Below are 14,486 nucleotides of genomic sequence, written 5' to 3'. Positions count from 1 at the left end.
ACCCATTGAGAGCACCCGAATTGCCACGAGTGCGAACAACGCGGCGTGCAGCTCGCGGTGTGCGCTAACGGCACTTGTCGTCATCAATCTGGATCGCTGGAACGCCGACTCGATGTCGCCTTGATCCGGACTGCATCCCAAGTCCAGCCTCGTGGGATCCTCCACGAGCCCGGCGTTGTTTCATCGACAGTACGACCGCCTGCGTATATTCAGCGTACAGGCCAAGCACATGCGATAACCGCCTGCGCTGTCGCGTCAACGAGCCATTCCGCGCAACGTTCTGATTGCCAGTGGTGATCATGTGTGCGGTCCTGGTCGGTGTGGAGCAGGACGAGTGCGGCGGCCACGATCTTGCCGATGCGCCATTGGTCGAGACTGATGTTACGCGGCGCCTTGAATGTGGTCTTGAGCAGGGATTTTCCGCGTTCGCCGATGATTCGCAGGCTGTTGTGGGTCTTGTTGGACTGCTGCTGGATCGCGGCGAGCCGGCTGTTCTGTGGGTTCTTGAACGCCACGGTGATGGTGCTGGACTCGCCTTCGTAGCCCAGATCGCCGAGGGCTCGCAGGTCGGCACCGGCCTCTCGTAGGCAGGGCAGGAGTTCAGGGTAGGTGCGTAGTGCAGTGGTGTCGTGCTCGCGACCGGCGTAGGGCCGAGTCGTTCTACAACGTGGCCACGAAATCGACCGCCTCGGCGTCGCCGACGGCTACGGCGGCACCAGCCTGCACGAACGATCCCACGGCGAGTCGTTCCTCGACCTGACCACCCACTCCCCCATCCTGCTGGCTGCCCCACACGCCCGGATCCTGCACATCGAACCCGACGGCATCAGCCACGTCGACTACGACGACGCACAGCCGGTACTACTGACCCGATCGTTCCTGGCCAACCCGCAGCGCTACCTGCACGACCTGCTTCAGGACGACACCTGACGCGTGGGCTGGCGGGCCTCGGTTCATCGCCTCACAAGGGCACGGACGCCGTCCGGCTCACGCGAGTTCACCTGGCAGTACCTGCTGCTCAACGCGCTGCACTTCATGATGCTCCGCCATGACCTCAGCAAATGGCCGGGCCGCTTCCGTCCAGGAGACATCCACATCGACGAGGCGCACACCGGCCGACGCGTCTACGCCGGGCCAGACGCCGACGACGTCCCGTCTCTGATCTCCGAACTGATCGGCTGGCTCGCCGACGGCGAACCGGAGACCCCACTGCTCGTCCGAGCCTCCATGGCCCACCTGAACCTGGTCAAGATCCACCCCACGAAGTGGAGATCTGCCGGACATTGTTCGCTCTGGCACGGCGGTCCTGTTCGAGCAAGGTATGTGCGCGGTCGAGGTCGCGGCGTTGCTCTACCTGTTCTATGCCTGGCCAGCGGGCCAGAGGGCGGCGAGAACACCAGGTCGGTGTGCCAGGCCGCCGCCTGATCAACCGCGCGGTTGATCAGGCGGCCGCCCGTCTACCAGGCACGCAAGTTCCACTGCTGGGCTGCGGTGTTGTTGCAGGTCCACTGCCACACGGCGTTGCCCGCGATGGGGTCGCCCCAGGGGACATCGACGCATTGCCCGGTCTGGAGGTTACGCAGCGCGTAGCCATTCGCGCCGGGTACCTGCGTGACGGACCAGAGCTGCCGGGCGACGCCCAGGCAGTCCCACAGTTGCAGCGTCTGACCGGCTGCCGGGTTGCCCCAGGGCAGGTCGAGGCACTTGGGGCCGTCTGGCGACCAGAGGGAGCTGACCAGCTGGTAGTAGACGATGCCATCCCACCTTCCCTCGTAGACCATGGTCCATCTCTGGGCCGGGCCGCCGTCGCAGGGCCATTGCTTGATGGCGGTGCCGTTGGCGGTGCTGGCGTACGACACGTCGATACACAGGCTGCCGAAGGGGTGCTCGCTGGTGGCGGAACTCTGTGATCTGAATGAGTATTCGGTGGCGGCGCTGGCAGGCGAGGCGACCACCACGGTGGCGGCGACGAGTCCGACGCAGACCACGAGCACCATGGACGTCCGGCTGAGGATATTCATGATCGTTCCTTTCAATGGGAGTTGGAGATATCGATAGAGGGGTAGTCGGCTGGCACCAGATACGTTTGCGTCAGGCGCGGGCGAGGATCGGCTTCGCGATGGTGTGCGAGTGGAAGGCACCGTCGTGCAAGTAGGCGGAAGCCGGGACTCGGCATGGCGGCGCAGTTCCGTGCGGGCAAGGGCGTTGATCGCCGCGATCTCGACGTGGTCCGGCATCGGCACGCCTGCTGCGATGGCGTCAACGACGTACCCGCCCTCGCCGCCGCGCTGCGCACCCTGCAGCGCGCGTTCGCCGCAGAGCTGACCCCGGCGCAGGCTGCGGCCGCCGCCGCGGGAGCCCGGGCCCGGAAGCGGGGTCCAGCATTGCTCGGCTCATCGCCGGCGCGGGCCGTCGAAGCAGGTCGGGTGCTGACGTGCTGATCGGCGTGATCTTATCGACAGGGTTACAGGCGGCCGCTGGTGTAGAGGTAGTCCAGCAACCGGCCATCCACCCGGTCCTGGAAGGTGTCGGCCAGCGCCGGTTGCGGTTGTTCGTACTCGTAACCGCAGCGCACCCAGCGTTCCGGGACGCTGGCCACGTCCAGGTACCCCTCGTCGATGCTGCCCACCTCGAAGCCGGGCTTTCCGGCCGACTGCCAGCAGCTGAAGAGTTGACCGTCGGCGTTGACCACGGCGCCGTACCGACCTCCGGGCACCGAGCAGATGTGGCAGGTGGTTCTCATGCTGGGTCGGACCATCCGGAAGCCCGCTTCCAATGCCGCGATGCTCCAGCTCGCGAACGCATCGCTCACACCATCGATGTGCCGCATGGTGTTGCGGTACCCGAAGCCCGCGTCGCCCACCCAGGCGAACGTCACTGTGCACCGGTCGGGGCTCAGGCCGGCGGCCAGTTCCCCAACGAGGTCGGCGATCCGGTCGAAGTTGTGGTGCGACACGTTCACCCGCAGATTCCAGTTCAGCCCGGTGACCTCAGTCGCGCGGGCTACGTTACGCAGGATGGTGTCGAAGGTGGGCGCTCCAGACCGCTTGACCCGGATCTGGTCATGGTCCGCCCGGCTGCCGTCGAACGTCACCTGCACGCCGTTGAGACCTGCCGCGTACAGCTCGCGGGCCAGCCTCGGGCTCAGCAGAACGCCGTTCGTGGTCATGGCGCACTGGTCGAGCCCGATCACGCGGGCTCGGTCCAGCAGGGTGAGGCAGCCACGCGGGTTGAGTAGCGGCTCACCCCCGAATAGCAGCAGGTAGAGGCGATCCAGCTCGCACCGACGCATCCGGTCGCGGGCAAATGTGATGATGCGCTCGACGACGCTGGTGTCCAGCCAGGCCCGCCGGATCCGCGGCGGCCGTGCGCCGCCTGTGTTGTCCAGCCCGGTGTTCTGGAAGCAGTAGCCACAGCCGAGGTTGCAGGTGGTCGTGGTGAGCACGGTCAGCGAGAACGAGGCCGGCATACGCGGCTGGAACGCCCCAATGCGGCGAAGGAAGCCAGTGGTGGCGTCGTCCACCGTGCCGTCGGGCCCCACACACTCGGGGCGCAGCAGGGTCCAGGTCTGGTTCCCGATGAACCACCAGCCGTGTTCGCTGCGGATCAGGCGCGGCGCGTCGATGTCGTCCAGGCGGGTGCCGATCATGGCTTTTCCTTCCGTCAATGATGCTGAGTGTGTCGGGTCAGCGGGGCCCGTAGGCCGGTCGCAGCCGCCAACGGGCCCCGCGGTAATGCACCCGGCTAGGCGTTCGGGCCGGCGTTGTGCTGCAGCGTGGCGTTCTCCGGCGCGCCGATTTGGATCCCGCAGGCGGCGTCCGCGAGCTGTGCCGAGCTGCGGTTGGCGAGAACCCGGCTTACCTCCGGCGCCCCGATCTGGACTCCGCAGGCGGCGGCCTCTTCACCGGAGGCGTCCGGCCCTCGGTTGAGGAGGATGTTCTCCAGCTCTTCAGCACCGATCTGAATACCGCACATCTGTCCTGCTCCCTTCTCCGGCCGGAACGACTTCCCGCCGGTCTTCTGGATACGTGGCGGCAGGGCCGGTAGCAGATACCGATCCGTCGGGTTCTCCCCCGAACCGAGTGCCGCCGCACCGGTCAGCGGCGATGTCCGCGATGGAGGTCTGCGGACGTTTGGTGCAGGCGTTTCACCGTCTCGCAGGCCGCCCGGCTTTCGGACTTGTCGGCGTCGCGCGTGGGGCCGTGCTTCCACAACGCTCCCGGCGCCTGTTGCTGGGCGGTAGCTTCGTCGTGGAGCGGGGAGTGACGGACTGCAATAGGCCGCCCTTCGCTTCGGAGAGCGAGAGCCCACGTGTCGGCCTGGCGCAAGCCACTCGCTATGAAACCGTTCTGCGGTGGGCAACTCGGCGGCGAGTGTGGGGTGGGTCGCAGCGCCGGGGAGGGCAGGTTCTTCGGCTGGCCGCCCCCGGCCGACGCGGTGCATGGTGGCCGGGCTGGTGGTGCGCAGGCCGCCGACGCTGGCGCGGCAGTGCGAGTCGTCGCGCCCCATCCCGGTCTGCCTGGCCTGCACGGTACGCGTCCGACGTCTCGCGTCGCCGGTCTGCGCGGGCTGCTGTCCGGAGTTCTGGATCGCGTGCTGGCGCACGGCGCGGTCCCGTTCGTTGTCGCCGCCCCGTTACGACGGCCGCGACGGTTACTGGCACCCACACCCCGACGACGACCCGCTCGGCATTTCGTCGGCGACTTCCTGCCACTGCTCGCCGGGCGGGGCCGCGGATCGACCGGGTCGCGGCGGCCTGCTGGTCGATGGGTGGGCGGACCGGTCGGCGTCGACCCGGCGTCCTCCGCATGCGCAGTGCGGCGCGACGACCGCTGCGCTGACGTTCACCGTCACCGTTTTGTACGTGGCCGGTGGTGACCCGGCCGCCCGTGGGATCGCCCGCCAGCGCGCACGGTGCCGCCTCAGCTGTCCGGGCACAACCCGGTGCCCCGGATCGGCAAAGCGCTGTCCAGGTAGGCCGCCGCGATCCAGCCGGTGTCGCCGAGGACGGTCGTCCGGGCCCAAACGTCGTCGTCCTTGACGGCTTCCCCGGTGCGGTAGCAGGTCACCCGGCCCAGCGTGCCGTCGGGCACCTTCCGCAGCACCTGGTCGCCCGTAGAGGGGCCGGCGCGCAGCGACACGTTGGGTCGGGCCTTCACCGCGACAAGCCGGCCGTCGCCGGGAACCAGGCCGTCCTGGAGTCCCCGGCAGGTGAACGCCGACGAGCCAATCCACATGATGGTGTAGTCCTCGCCGTCGCGTTGTTGGTGGCTGGTGTCGAAGCAGTACGCCGGGTTGTCCTGCTCCGGTCCGATGCCCTGAGTGGCCAGATCCAAGAGCGGGATCTGCTTGATCAGGAAGCAGGCGGTGGTGTCGGCGACCGCGCCGAGGCGGCCACGGAGGACCGCTACGACGCCGACCGCCCACGAGTCGCGCCGGCTCTGGTAGATCCGCACCGCCAGCCGGTCCGTCTGGTAGGCGCATTGGACGGCGTCGTTGACCTGCCCGAGCCGGTCGGCAAAGCGGCCAAGGTTGTCGAGGAACTGGTCGACCCGGGGCCGCTGCCCAGGCACGATCCGTTGGGTCACCTCGCTTACCAGGTCGCCGTACGGCAGGCAGGGGTTTTCGATCGAGGTGTAGCTTTCCTCGTCCAGCTTCGGGAGCAGTCCGCCGCTCCGGGTGCCGGCCGGCGGACAGCCGCCTCCGGCGATCTTCGCGAGGCCGTCGGCCGTGCCGGGGCGGTTCTCGGCACCGCCGCTGGCCGCGCCGCCGTTCGTGCGGCACCCCGTGAGAAGACCCGCCGCCAGGGCGAGCACGGTGAGGCCGGCGGCGAGACCCGCCCGGCGTCGGAGCTTCTTCACATTGTGGTCAGTCATGCCTGGATGGGGGGCCCGGCGCCATCCTGGATACCTGCTGTCGGCACGACCCTGGTGCTGGTAGTTCAGCCGGCACCGAAACAGACGAAGCTCGGGGGTTGGTCGCCGCGTACGGCCTCCGCCAGTGCTGCCGCCGGCGGCCGGCCCGCGACGACCGCCCGGTGATAGGCCACCATGATCTCCGTGGCCGCCTCGTCGGCGACCCGGCTGACGCTCGCGACGACCGTGGCGGTGCCTGCGGCGAGCAGGGCGGTCGGCATGCCGAGCGCCTCGTCGCCGTGCCGCACGTCGGTCAGGCCCAGGTCACAGCAGGACAAGACCACGGTATGCGGCGCGGTCCGCAGCTCCTGCACGTCGTATCCCATCAGCGGGCCGCCGGCCAGCTCCAGCGTGGAGAACAGCGGGTTCTCGGTTTGGTGCTGCCCATGCGCGGCGATATGGGCGAGGCCGGCGCCGGCCATCGCCGCGAGTGCCGCCGCCGGGGTCGCCTCCGGCCCGGTGAGCACCACGGCGCCTCGGTGCAGCGACGCCACGGCCTGGGCCTCCGCCTCACCCCGGGGGATTCCCGGTCCCGCCACCACCGTCACCGCCGCCGACTCGGCGGCGGGCCTGGCGGCGTTCAGGCGGCGCCGGGCGGCCAGCCAGACCGCGACCGACGGTGCCACCGTGACCGGCCGGGACGCGCACGCTGGCAGGGCGTGCCACGGCGTGGTCAGCAACAGCCCAGTCGGGACCACCACCAGGTCTCGGTCGCCGACCAGCGGAAGTACCGGATCGAGCACCATTGAGCCCAGTCGGTCGGCGTCCTGGCGCGTCGCGGCGCGGACCACCGCTGCCAGCCGGGCGGGCATCGCCCGGCCCGCCTGCGCGTCCAGGTCGGCGCGCAACCGTCGTACCGCCTCCTCGGCCTTGCTGCGGTCGCCGAGCACCACCACCGAGGTCGCCCGGTCAGTGACCACCAGCGCGCGCAGGACGTCCCCGGCGGCGACGTACACCACGAGCGCCGCGCCGGCCAGCTGCTCCATCACGGCGGTCAGCGGCGCCGGCGTCGGCGGCGCCGCGTTGCGGGGACCCGGCGTCGCCCAGGCGCGCTCCCGGATCACCCGCTGGAGCGCCTCCAATCGACTGTGGAAGGCCAGGGTCGGGCGGCCCGCGAGTTCCGTCTGCCGGACGCGGTGCTGTAGCTGGCGCAGCTCCTCCAGCGCCTCGGCGGCGACCGGGTCGCCGGGTGGCCGCACCGGCGGCAGCAGCAGCGCCTGGGCCCGGGCCCGCTCGGACCACCGGTAGACGGCGTTGGCGGAGCCCTCTGCCAGCGCCGCGGCGAGCCCCGCCCGGGCCAGGTCGCGGCCGTGCACTGCGGCCCCGGTCTGCAGGTCGGCGCAGCCGAACCGGGCGCGGTGCCGGTGCAGAGCGGTCATTCCGGCCAGCAGACTCCGACGGGCCTCGGCCGGGCGGCCGGCCGAGGCCGCCACCTCCGCGCGGGCCATGTGCCAGAGCAGGCGCGTGTCGAGCCGATCGGTCCGCCGTGGTCCGGCCTGTCGCCCGATCAGCTCCGCCGCCCGGCGGGGTCGTCCCGCGGCCACCAGCGCCCGGGCCCTGACCATACCGGCGACCCGGGCGTCCTCGGGCAGCCCGAGCCGGGCCAACCGGCCGGCCAGCACCCCGGCGCGCCGGGCCACCGTCGCCTGGTCGACCTCGCCGACCGCCTGGTCGGCGCGCAGCTCGAGCAGGGCAGCCAAGGCCGCACGGCGGACGTTGGCACGGCCGAGGAACGCGGCACGGGCGTGTCGAGCCCACCGCGCGGCGGCGACCGGCTCGCCGGCAAGCAGGGCCGCCTCCGCGCGAACCTGGAGAGCATCCGCGTACGTGTGTCTGAGCTGCTGCTGCGTCGCCCGCTCCACCGCGCTGGCGAGTTGCCGTTCGGCCTCGCGGTACAGCCCGGCCGCGACCAAAGCGCGGGCCCGTTCCACGGCCAGGTTGGCGAGCCGGCCCGGCGCGAGCACCCGGTAGTCGGCGTCGGACTGGGCGAAGGCACGCAGCGCGGCGGGCAGGTCACCGGCGATCACGTCGAGGCAACCCAGGTTCGTCCGCGCCATGGCCACATGCAGGCCGAGCCCGTGCCGGGCGGCGACCTCGGCGCAGCGCCGCAGGTCGGCCCGGGCGAGCCGGACGTTGCCCGCCTCCAGGTGCACGAGGCTGCGATTGTTGAGCGCCTTAACCAGATCGGCCGGGTATGTCAGATTGCTCAACAGGTCAATGGACTCGTCGTACTGGCGCAGCGCCTCCGCGTTGCGGCCGCTGCGTTTGAGCAGCAGGGCCCGCTGGCCGAGCAGGATCGGCCGCTGCGGCGGAGCCACGAGTGCCTCGGCCTCGTCCAGCAGCCGGAAGCCCAGCTCCACCCGGCCTCGCTCGGACTCGGCCCAGGCGAGGCTGATCAGCAGGCGGGCGTGGATGTCGCGCAGGGCGGGGTGGCGCCTTGCCAGCCGCAGGCCCGTCCGCAGTTCCCGGGCGGCCCGCCCCGGCTGGCCGGCGTCGCTAGACGCCAGGCCCGCCGCGTGCCAGCGGGTGGCTCGGCGAGCGAGTGCGGCCGGGTCCATGTCACAGGGCGAGGGCCGGCGTGACCACCTGCGGTGCGTGCTCACCCCGCGCCGGGTGCACCACCACCTGCGCCAGGCCGTGCGGCACGCCGTCCAGCACGAACCGGCCGGACGCGTCGGACTCCACCGTCTGGGACGGGTCGGGCGCGGGGTGCCGCAGCTCGACCCGTACGGCGGCGCCAGGCGCGAGCCAGCCGTCGATCCGGACCAGGCCGTCGGGCCGGTCTACGATCGTGATCATCACGGTTCGGCTCTCCGCGTCAAACGTCAGGGTGCGGGTCCGTTCCGTGCCACGCACCGCGCCGACGAGTTGCTCTTCGCGCAGCCGGGCGACGTCCCGGTCAACGTCGTCGAGTGCCAGCACAAGGCGTACCCGGTCGTCGAGGTCGGGGGGCGGCGGGTCGAGCCGGGTGAGTACCGCGGCCAGCTGGTCCAGGATTGCCTGGTCTAGGTCGTCGAGCGGCTGGTCGGCGGAGTGCGGGACGGTCATGTCGGGCTCCACGTCGAGTCGGCGGCCAGCATCTCCCGCAGCTTCGCCAGGCACCGGCCACGGGTCGGCCCGATGCTGCCGCGCGGCATGTCCAACGCCTCGGCCACCGCCGTGTAGTCGGGGCGGTCGACGTGCGCGACGATCCGCAGCAGCGCCCGGCACCGCTCCGGCAGCCGAGCGACGTGCTGCCATAGCGCCCGGTCACGTTCCTCGGACAGCAGCAGGTCGGCCGGGCCCGGATCCGGGTCGGGCGAGGACTCCAGCGTCGCCGCATCATGCGGCGTCTGCCGCTGGGCGAGCCCACGTACCCGCCAGGATTCCCGGCGGGTGGTGGTCACCAGCCACGCGGTGAGCGCGCTCGAGGACCGTATGGTGTGCAGTCCGCGTACTAGCTCCAGCCAGGTCGTCTGGACGACATCGGCGGCCTCCTCGGCGGCGAGGCCCTGTGCCCGGGCGACGCGCCACAGCAGCGGGTTGAGTTCCCGGACCACTTCGTCGAGGGCGTCCCTGTCGCCCGCCCTGGCCCGCTCGAGGCGCTCGCCGAGGCGTGCCGCGCGGTCGAGCGATGCGCCCGCGCGGTCCACCGGGGTCTCCGACACGTTGGACATGGCGTCAGTCCGGCAGCCGCACGGATGCCGGCACCAGCCCCTGGGCGAGCCGGCCCGCGTACCGGGCCGCCGCGAACGACGTGCCGCTCCAGTAGGCGTACGCGCCCAGCACGGTGACCGGTGCCGTGGACAATGGCATGATGCTCACCGCATTGGTGCCCTCGTGCCACTGGCGCACCCACACCCCGTGGTTGCTGTATGGCGCCCGGGCGGTCGGCGAGGCGCAGGCCCCGACGCTGATCACCGTAAGCGTCGGGTCGACCGCGAAGGCAGCCGGATAGACTGGGCTGTCCGTACCGCCGTTCCCGGCCGAGGCGACCACCGGAACGCCCCGGTCCGCCAGGCGTTTGAGCACCTCCCGGACCGGCTCCATCTCTTCTTCCTCGCCGACCCCCGGGCGGCCGAACGCGGTCAGCACGACGTCGACCCGGTGGCCGTCGCAAACCCGGTCCGCCAGCCAGTTCAGCGCGTGTGCCGCGTTCAGGTCGCTGACCCGGCCCGCGTCGCTCATCACCCGCAACGAGAGGATCCGCGCGTCGGGCGCCTCAAGGCGGACCAGTCCGGCGAGGAAGGTGCCGTGCCCCCAATGACTACCGAAGTCCGGCCCGTCTCTCTCCTCGCCGTGGCTCTCCTGGCCGGCGACCTCCGGAATGGCGCGCAGCGGCGTCCATCCCTGCGCCTCCTCCCAGTACGGCTCGCCGTCGGTCTCCACCAGCCAGTCGTGCTCCCGCACCCCGGTGTCGAGCAGCGCCACCACGGGCCGCCCGGCCGGGAACTGGCTGGCCGGGCGCCGTACGGGCTTCGGCAGCATCACGTAGTCGGGCGCCGGAAGCCAGGCAACGGTGCCATGCCCGCTCTTGCAGCCGCTGGCCCGGAAGTACGGGTAGAGATTTGTCTCCAGCCGGGCGTCGTCCTCCACGGTGGCGGCCATGCACTCGTAGTCGGGCAGGCACTCCGGCACGTCGGCGTCGGATCGGCCGGCCAGCCGGCGGCTGGCCCGGGCCACGGCCACCGGGTCACCCTGGACGGGCAGTTCCACCAGTTCGACGGCGGGCGGTGCGGGGGCGGCCGGCGGGGACAACGGCCGGCCAAAACCGGCCTCGGCCAGCAGCCCGTTGAGCCGCTCGACCGTCTCTGGACGCTCCGCCACCCACGCCGGCACGAGCACGACGTCAGGACGGTAAGGGGGGCGGGACACCTGACCTCCCGGTAGTACGGCCGATTCACTCAGGACCGTCCCGCGCCCGGCGCGGGTCGGTGGTCACCAGCACAGTTGAGCACGTTCCGCTGCCGCCGCCAATGGCCCGGCCGGCGCATCGATGATAGCCATCCGTGTGTATCTCAGACCTACGACGAACTGCGGTTCCACTACAATTCGATCGTCGAGCGGCACCTGAGCTTCAACCGCCGATTCATTGATCTGTATGAGCAATCTCGCGCACAACATCTCACCGATACGCCGATCCGGGAGCTCACGACTCCGGCCGCACGCGCGCTTCCGCCCAGCCTCGAAGGGCGTTGAGCCACTGGCCACCGGTACGGGCCTCGCCCGGTAACGCCACGACGACCAGAGATCCTCGCCCAGCCGGCCGCCTGACCGGGTCGCCGGGCCGGGCAGCCGCCTGATCACCGAGAGGCACGGGTTGTGGACCTGCACAGCGCATGACGGCAAGGCTGGATGTGGCACTTCCCTCGCGATGTTCAGACCGCGTCCCGCACTTCGCGCCCTCGTCCGGGCGGACATGTTCGAGCAGCACGGCGAGACCCGAGGCAGGTTCTACCTCACCTCACCTCACCTCACCTCACCGACGCTCCGCGAGACTCCACTGCTGGTTGGCGCCGCCGTAGCAGGGCCCACGGCGACTCGGCCACGGCCGAGCGAGAGTCAGGCTGACCGGCCGGCTGACCGGCCGGAGCGCCAGCTCCAGGCTTACGGCGTCCGAGCGAGGATCCGTGCCGGTGCCGTGTCGGGCGATGACCGGGTGATGCCGTTGGCGCGGAGCTCCGGGGCATACCGACAACCGGACACGGAACAACATGTCACGCAGCTTCCTGCGGCTGTTCGCCGCCGCCCGGCCCCCGCAGAATTTGGGTATGCCAGGTGATACCACCGGCAATGATCGCCACCGGAAGGGGGAGCGAGATGCGAATCCTCAGCGGCGGGAACTCCACGGGTTGGGACTGACTGACGCGGCCGTCCTCACCCCGCCTCGGTGAGATCGTCCAACAGTCCGCGCTGCCGAGCGAGCACCCCGGCCTGGAACCGGCTCTCCGCACCCAGGTCATGCATGATCTCCGCGATGTGCCGCCGGCAGGTGCGCACCGAGATGCTCAACTTGCGAGCGATGAACTCGTCTTTCCGGCCGGCCGCCAGCAGGTGCAGCAGTGCCCGTTTGAGGTCGTCGCCGGCCACTCCGTAGCCGCCGTTTGGCGTGGTCTCGTCGTCAAAGGGCAGGGCCGAAGCCCAAACCAGCTCCAACGAGCGGTAGAGGTAATCCACCACGGACGGCTCCCGTAGGACGACCGCACCGTTCGCGAGCATGTTCGGAATGACCGCAATCTCGCGGTCGAAGATGATTATCCGGTCGGTGATCTCTTCTCGGGTGCGCACGTCGCAGCCCGCATCGACGAGCTTGTTCAGGAAAGGGCGCATGCGCGGATGGACACGCACCGGATGTTGGTGGACTGTTCTTATTCGAATCCCCCGTGCCAGCATTTCGAGATCCTTTGGCAGGGATTCCTCGATAGCTCCGTCCGATAGCACCCCCGGATGGGCGCTGAAGACCTCGACCGAGCACCGTCGGGCGATCCCGGCGAGAGTGGCGCGTACCCGGTCCACCTCGTCGATGATGTCGATGGCTTCACGCCGATTGCGGACCTGGCGGGTGTTGAAGTAGATCGGGTTGAAGGCCCGCAGGGTCGCCTCCAGCGCCTCCATCCGGCGCTGGCGCTGACGTACCTCGAACTCCAGGGGGGCCACGAGCTCCGCGACGGCCGCATCCGGGCTGTTCGCCACCAGCACGCCGGGCTCTTCGGGCGCGTGTCGCAGCAGCCGCAGGGCCAGCAGCGACGCCAAAGCCTCGGCCAACTCCTCATGGGACTGCCCAAGGACGACCGTTGCGTCCTCCAACTCTCCACTGGATACCTGGCCCCGTTGCAGAATCCATTGGTAGAGATGGGCCGCTTCAGCAGTAATTGTGCCCTCTGGCCGGCTTCCCTGTCGGTGGTCCTCAGCCTTCACCGGGTCACTTCACCACCCCGACAGCTCAACATACTGAAATGCCCGAAAGTTATCAGTCGCCGTGCGGCAATGCAAGATCCGTTCGACCACTGCAGTTCCGCTCATCCGCCGATGGCGCGACTCGCTTGGGGAAAATTCTTCCGTACGGGACAGGAAGTGGTCACCTTCTTTCGGCGACCTTCCACGGAAATCGCCGGTACCAAAAGGACTTCTGGATGAAATCAGCCCCTGAGCCCCTGTCCGGCCCGAGCACGGCCCTACGGGAGGCTGCCGCCTTCTACATCGACCTGCATGCCCATCCCGAGCTGTCGGGAGCGGAAGCACGGACGGCGGGCAGATTCGCCGAGCGGCTACGCCTTGCCGGCTATCGCGTGTCCACCGAGGTCGGGGGGCACGGTGTGGTGGGCGTCCTGCGTAACGGCGTCGGCCCGACCGTCCTTCTCCGCGCCGAACTCGACGCCCTGCCGGTCAAGGAGGAGACCCGCCTGCCGTACGCGAGCGGGGAGGTGGCCGCCGGTCCTACCGGCCGGGAGGTTCCGGTGATGCATGCCTGCGGCCATGATCTGCACCTCGCCTGTCTGGCCGGGGCCGCTCAGGTGCTGGCCGCCGACCGTGAGGAATGGGGTGGGACACTCGCCATCGTCGGGCAACCCGCTGAGGAGACCCTGGAGGGGGCCCGGGCCATGCTGGCGGCGGGCCTGTACGACCTGACCGGCCGACCCGACGTCGTCCTCGCTCAGCACAGCGCGCCCTTTCCGGCGGGAATGCTGGCGTTCGGCGCCGGACCGGTGATGGCCGGCAGCGTCTCCCTTGAGATCACGATCCTCGGTCGAGGCGGTCACGCGGCGACGCCGCACCTCACCATCGACCCCGTCGTCATCGCCGCAGCCGTCGTGCTCCGCCTACAGACAGTCGTGTCTCGGGAGGTGGACCCGGCTGAGCAGGTCGTGCTCACCGTCGGCTCGCTGCGAGCCGGCGAGACGGGCAACGTCATTCCCGCCGACGCCGTCATCGGGTTGACGATTCGCGCGTTCGCCAGCGCCACCCTGGGCCGCGTGGTCGCCGCGGTCACCCGGATAGTCAGGGCCGAGTGCTCCGCGTCCGGAGTGGACCGTGAACCCGAGATCCGAACGGTGTCCTCTTCGCCGGTGAACCTGCCGGATGCCAAGGCCACCGCCGTGGTACGCGCGGCGCACGAGGCCGCCTTCGGCGCCTCGCGGATCGCCTCCTGGCCACGTGCGATGGCGACCGAGGATTTCCCGCTCTTCGGTGATGAGGGCAGCGATGTGCACGGCCATTCGTGCATACCGACGGTCTACTGGCTGCTGGGCGTGGCGAGCCCTCGCCAATGGTCGATGGCGGCGACAATTCCGGTGCCCGCCAACCACTCTCCCGCATTCGCCCCGCACGTGGCGCTGGCCCTGCCGACCGGCATCTCGGCGATGACGCTCGCCGCGCTCGCCCACCTGAGGCGGTGACCGCGGATGGCGTGGCCGACCACCCGCTACCAGCGGCCGACCACCCGCTACCAGCGGCGATCCTGTGACGAGGCGGCCGCGCCGTTCGTGGGAAAGCTGCCATGCAGCTTCTTACCGCCGATCGTTCCTTGACCCTCTTATTGCCTACCTAACAAACTTGTTGACAGCACCGCAGAGCGAAAGCGCTATTCCCGCA

Annotated in this window: 15 protein-coding genes; 3 read left to right on the top strand and 12 right to left on the bottom strand. The window is 70.1% G+C overall.

Features of this window, described 5'->3' with window-relative positions; translation table 11 throughout:
• Positions 1 to 209: 209 nt before the first annotated feature.
• The 4 genes from ACIBF8_RS29055 to ACIBF8_RS29040 all read right to left on the bottom strand — a co-directional run bounded on the left by ACIBF8_RS29055 (position 210) and on the right by ACIBF8_RS29040 (position 2,021).
• The gene (locus tag ACIBF8_RS29055) at positions 210 to 596 is read right to left on the bottom strand and encodes a transposase family protein (protein WP_396787135.1); all 387 of its coding nucleotides are present in this window, start codon (positions 594 to 596) and stop codon (positions 210 to 212) included.
• Positions 597 to 660: 64 nt separating this feature from the next.
• A complete protein-coding gene (locus ACIBF8_RS29050) occupies positions 661 to 834 on the bottom strand; it encodes a hypothetical protein (RefSeq protein ID WP_396787109.1) in 174 nt (57 codons plus the stop codon).
• A 153-nt stretch (positions 835 to 987) separates the two neighbouring features.
• Positions 988 to 1,257: a hypothetical protein gene (locus tag ACIBF8_RS29045; RefSeq protein ID WP_396787108.1), complete on the bottom strand. Its 270-nt coding sequence runs from the start codon at positions 1,255 to 1,257 to the stop codon at positions 988 to 990.
• Between the two features lie 200 nt (positions 1,258 to 1,457).
• Complete coding sequence (locus tag ACIBF8_RS29040) at positions 1,458 to 2,021, bottom strand: RICIN domain-containing protein (protein ID WP_396787107.1); 564 nt, start codon at positions 2,019 to 2,021, stop codon at positions 1,458 to 1,460.
• Between the two features lie 153 nt (positions 2,022 to 2,174).
• On the opposite strand from ACIBF8_RS29040, the gene ACIBF8_RS29035 reads away from it, so the two are divergent.
• Positions 2,175 to 2,441 (top strand): hypothetical protein, encoded by a 267-nt coding sequence (locus tag ACIBF8_RS29035; RefSeq protein ID WP_396787106.1) that lies wholly within the window; start codon positions 2,175 to 2,177, stop codon positions 2,439 to 2,441.
• A gap of 23 nt (positions 2,442 to 2,464) precedes the next feature.
• Here ACIBF8_RS29035 and ACIBF8_RS29030 read toward each other — a convergent pair whose 3' ends face one another.
• From ACIBF8_RS29030 to ACIBF8_RS29000, 7 genes are all read right to left on the bottom strand, one after another.
• Positions 2,465 to 3,649 carry a radical SAM protein gene (locus ACIBF8_RS29030; protein ID WP_396787105.1) on the bottom strand — a complete coding sequence of 395 codons (1,185 nt, stop codon included), beginning with the start codon at positions 3,647 to 3,649 and terminating at the stop codon, positions 2,465 to 2,467.
• 95 nt (positions 3,650 to 3,744) lie between these two features.
• Positions 3,745 to 3,975: a hypothetical protein gene (locus tag ACIBF8_RS29025; RefSeq protein WP_396787104.1), complete on the bottom strand. Its 231-nt coding sequence runs from the start codon at positions 3,973 to 3,975 to the stop codon at positions 3,745 to 3,747.
• A gap of 947 nt (positions 3,976 to 4,922) precedes the next feature.
• Positions 4,923 to 5,876, bottom strand: a complete 954-nt coding sequence (locus tag ACIBF8_RS29020) for an SH3 domain-containing protein (RefSeq protein ID WP_396787103.1) — start codon at positions 5,874 to 5,876, stop codon at positions 4,923 to 4,925.
• A gap of 65 nt (positions 5,877 to 5,941) precedes the next feature.
• Entirely contained in the window at positions 5,942 to 8,473 is a 2,532-nt protein-coding gene (locus ACIBF8_RS29015) for a CHAT domain-containing protein (RefSeq protein ID WP_396787102.1), read from the bottom strand.
• A gap of 1 nt (position 8,474) precedes the next feature.
• Positions 8,475 to 8,963, bottom strand: coding sequence for a hypothetical protein (locus tag ACIBF8_RS29010; protein ID WP_396787101.1), 489 nt, complete (start codon positions 8,961 to 8,963; stop codon positions 8,475 to 8,477).
• On the bottom strand, positions 8,960 to 9,571 hold the full coding sequence (locus ACIBF8_RS29005; protein WP_396787100.1) for an RNA polymerase sigma factor: 612 nt from the start codon (positions 9,569 to 9,571) through the stop codon (positions 8,960 to 8,962). Before ACIBF8_RS29005 ends, ACIBF8_RS29010 begins: the two co-directional genes overlap by 4 nt.
• A gap of 4 nt (positions 9,572 to 9,575) precedes the next feature.
• Complete coding sequence (locus ACIBF8_RS29000; protein ID WP_396787099.1) at positions 9,576 to 10,739, bottom strand: S8 family peptidase; 1,164 nt, start codon at positions 10,737 to 10,739, stop codon at positions 9,576 to 9,578.
• Positions 10,740 to 10,844: 105 nt separating this feature from the next.
• On the opposite strand from ACIBF8_RS29000, the gene ACIBF8_RS28995 reads away from it, so the two are divergent.
• Positions 10,845 to 11,093 (top strand): hypothetical protein, encoded by a 249-nt coding sequence (locus tag ACIBF8_RS28995; protein ID WP_396787098.1) that lies wholly within the window; start codon positions 10,845 to 10,847, stop codon positions 11,091 to 11,093.
• A gap of 678 nt (positions 11,094 to 11,771) precedes the next feature.
• On the opposite strand, the gene ACIBF8_RS28990 is transcribed toward ACIBF8_RS28995, so the two are convergent.
• Entirely contained in the window at positions 11,772 to 12,701 is a 930-nt protein-coding gene (locus ACIBF8_RS28990) for a LuxR C-terminal-related transcriptional regulator (protein ID WP_396787097.1), read from the bottom strand.
• Between the two features lie 326 nt (positions 12,702 to 13,027).
• On the opposite strand from ACIBF8_RS28990, the gene ACIBF8_RS28985 reads away from it, so the two are divergent.
• Positions 13,028 to 14,290 (top strand): amidohydrolase, encoded by a 1,263-nt coding sequence (locus ACIBF8_RS28985; RefSeq protein ID WP_396787096.1) that lies wholly within the window; start codon positions 13,028 to 13,030, stop codon positions 14,288 to 14,290.
• The last annotated feature ends 196 nt before the right edge of the window (positions 14,291 to 14,486 follow it).

Source organism: Micromonospora sp. NPDC050276, from assembly GCF_044459545.1.
In the GTDB taxonomy this organism is placed as follows: domain Bacteria; phylum Actinomycetota; class Actinomycetes; order Mycobacteriales; family Micromonosporaceae; genus Micromonospora.
This window is presented reverse-complemented; position numbering and strand designations above follow the sequence as displayed.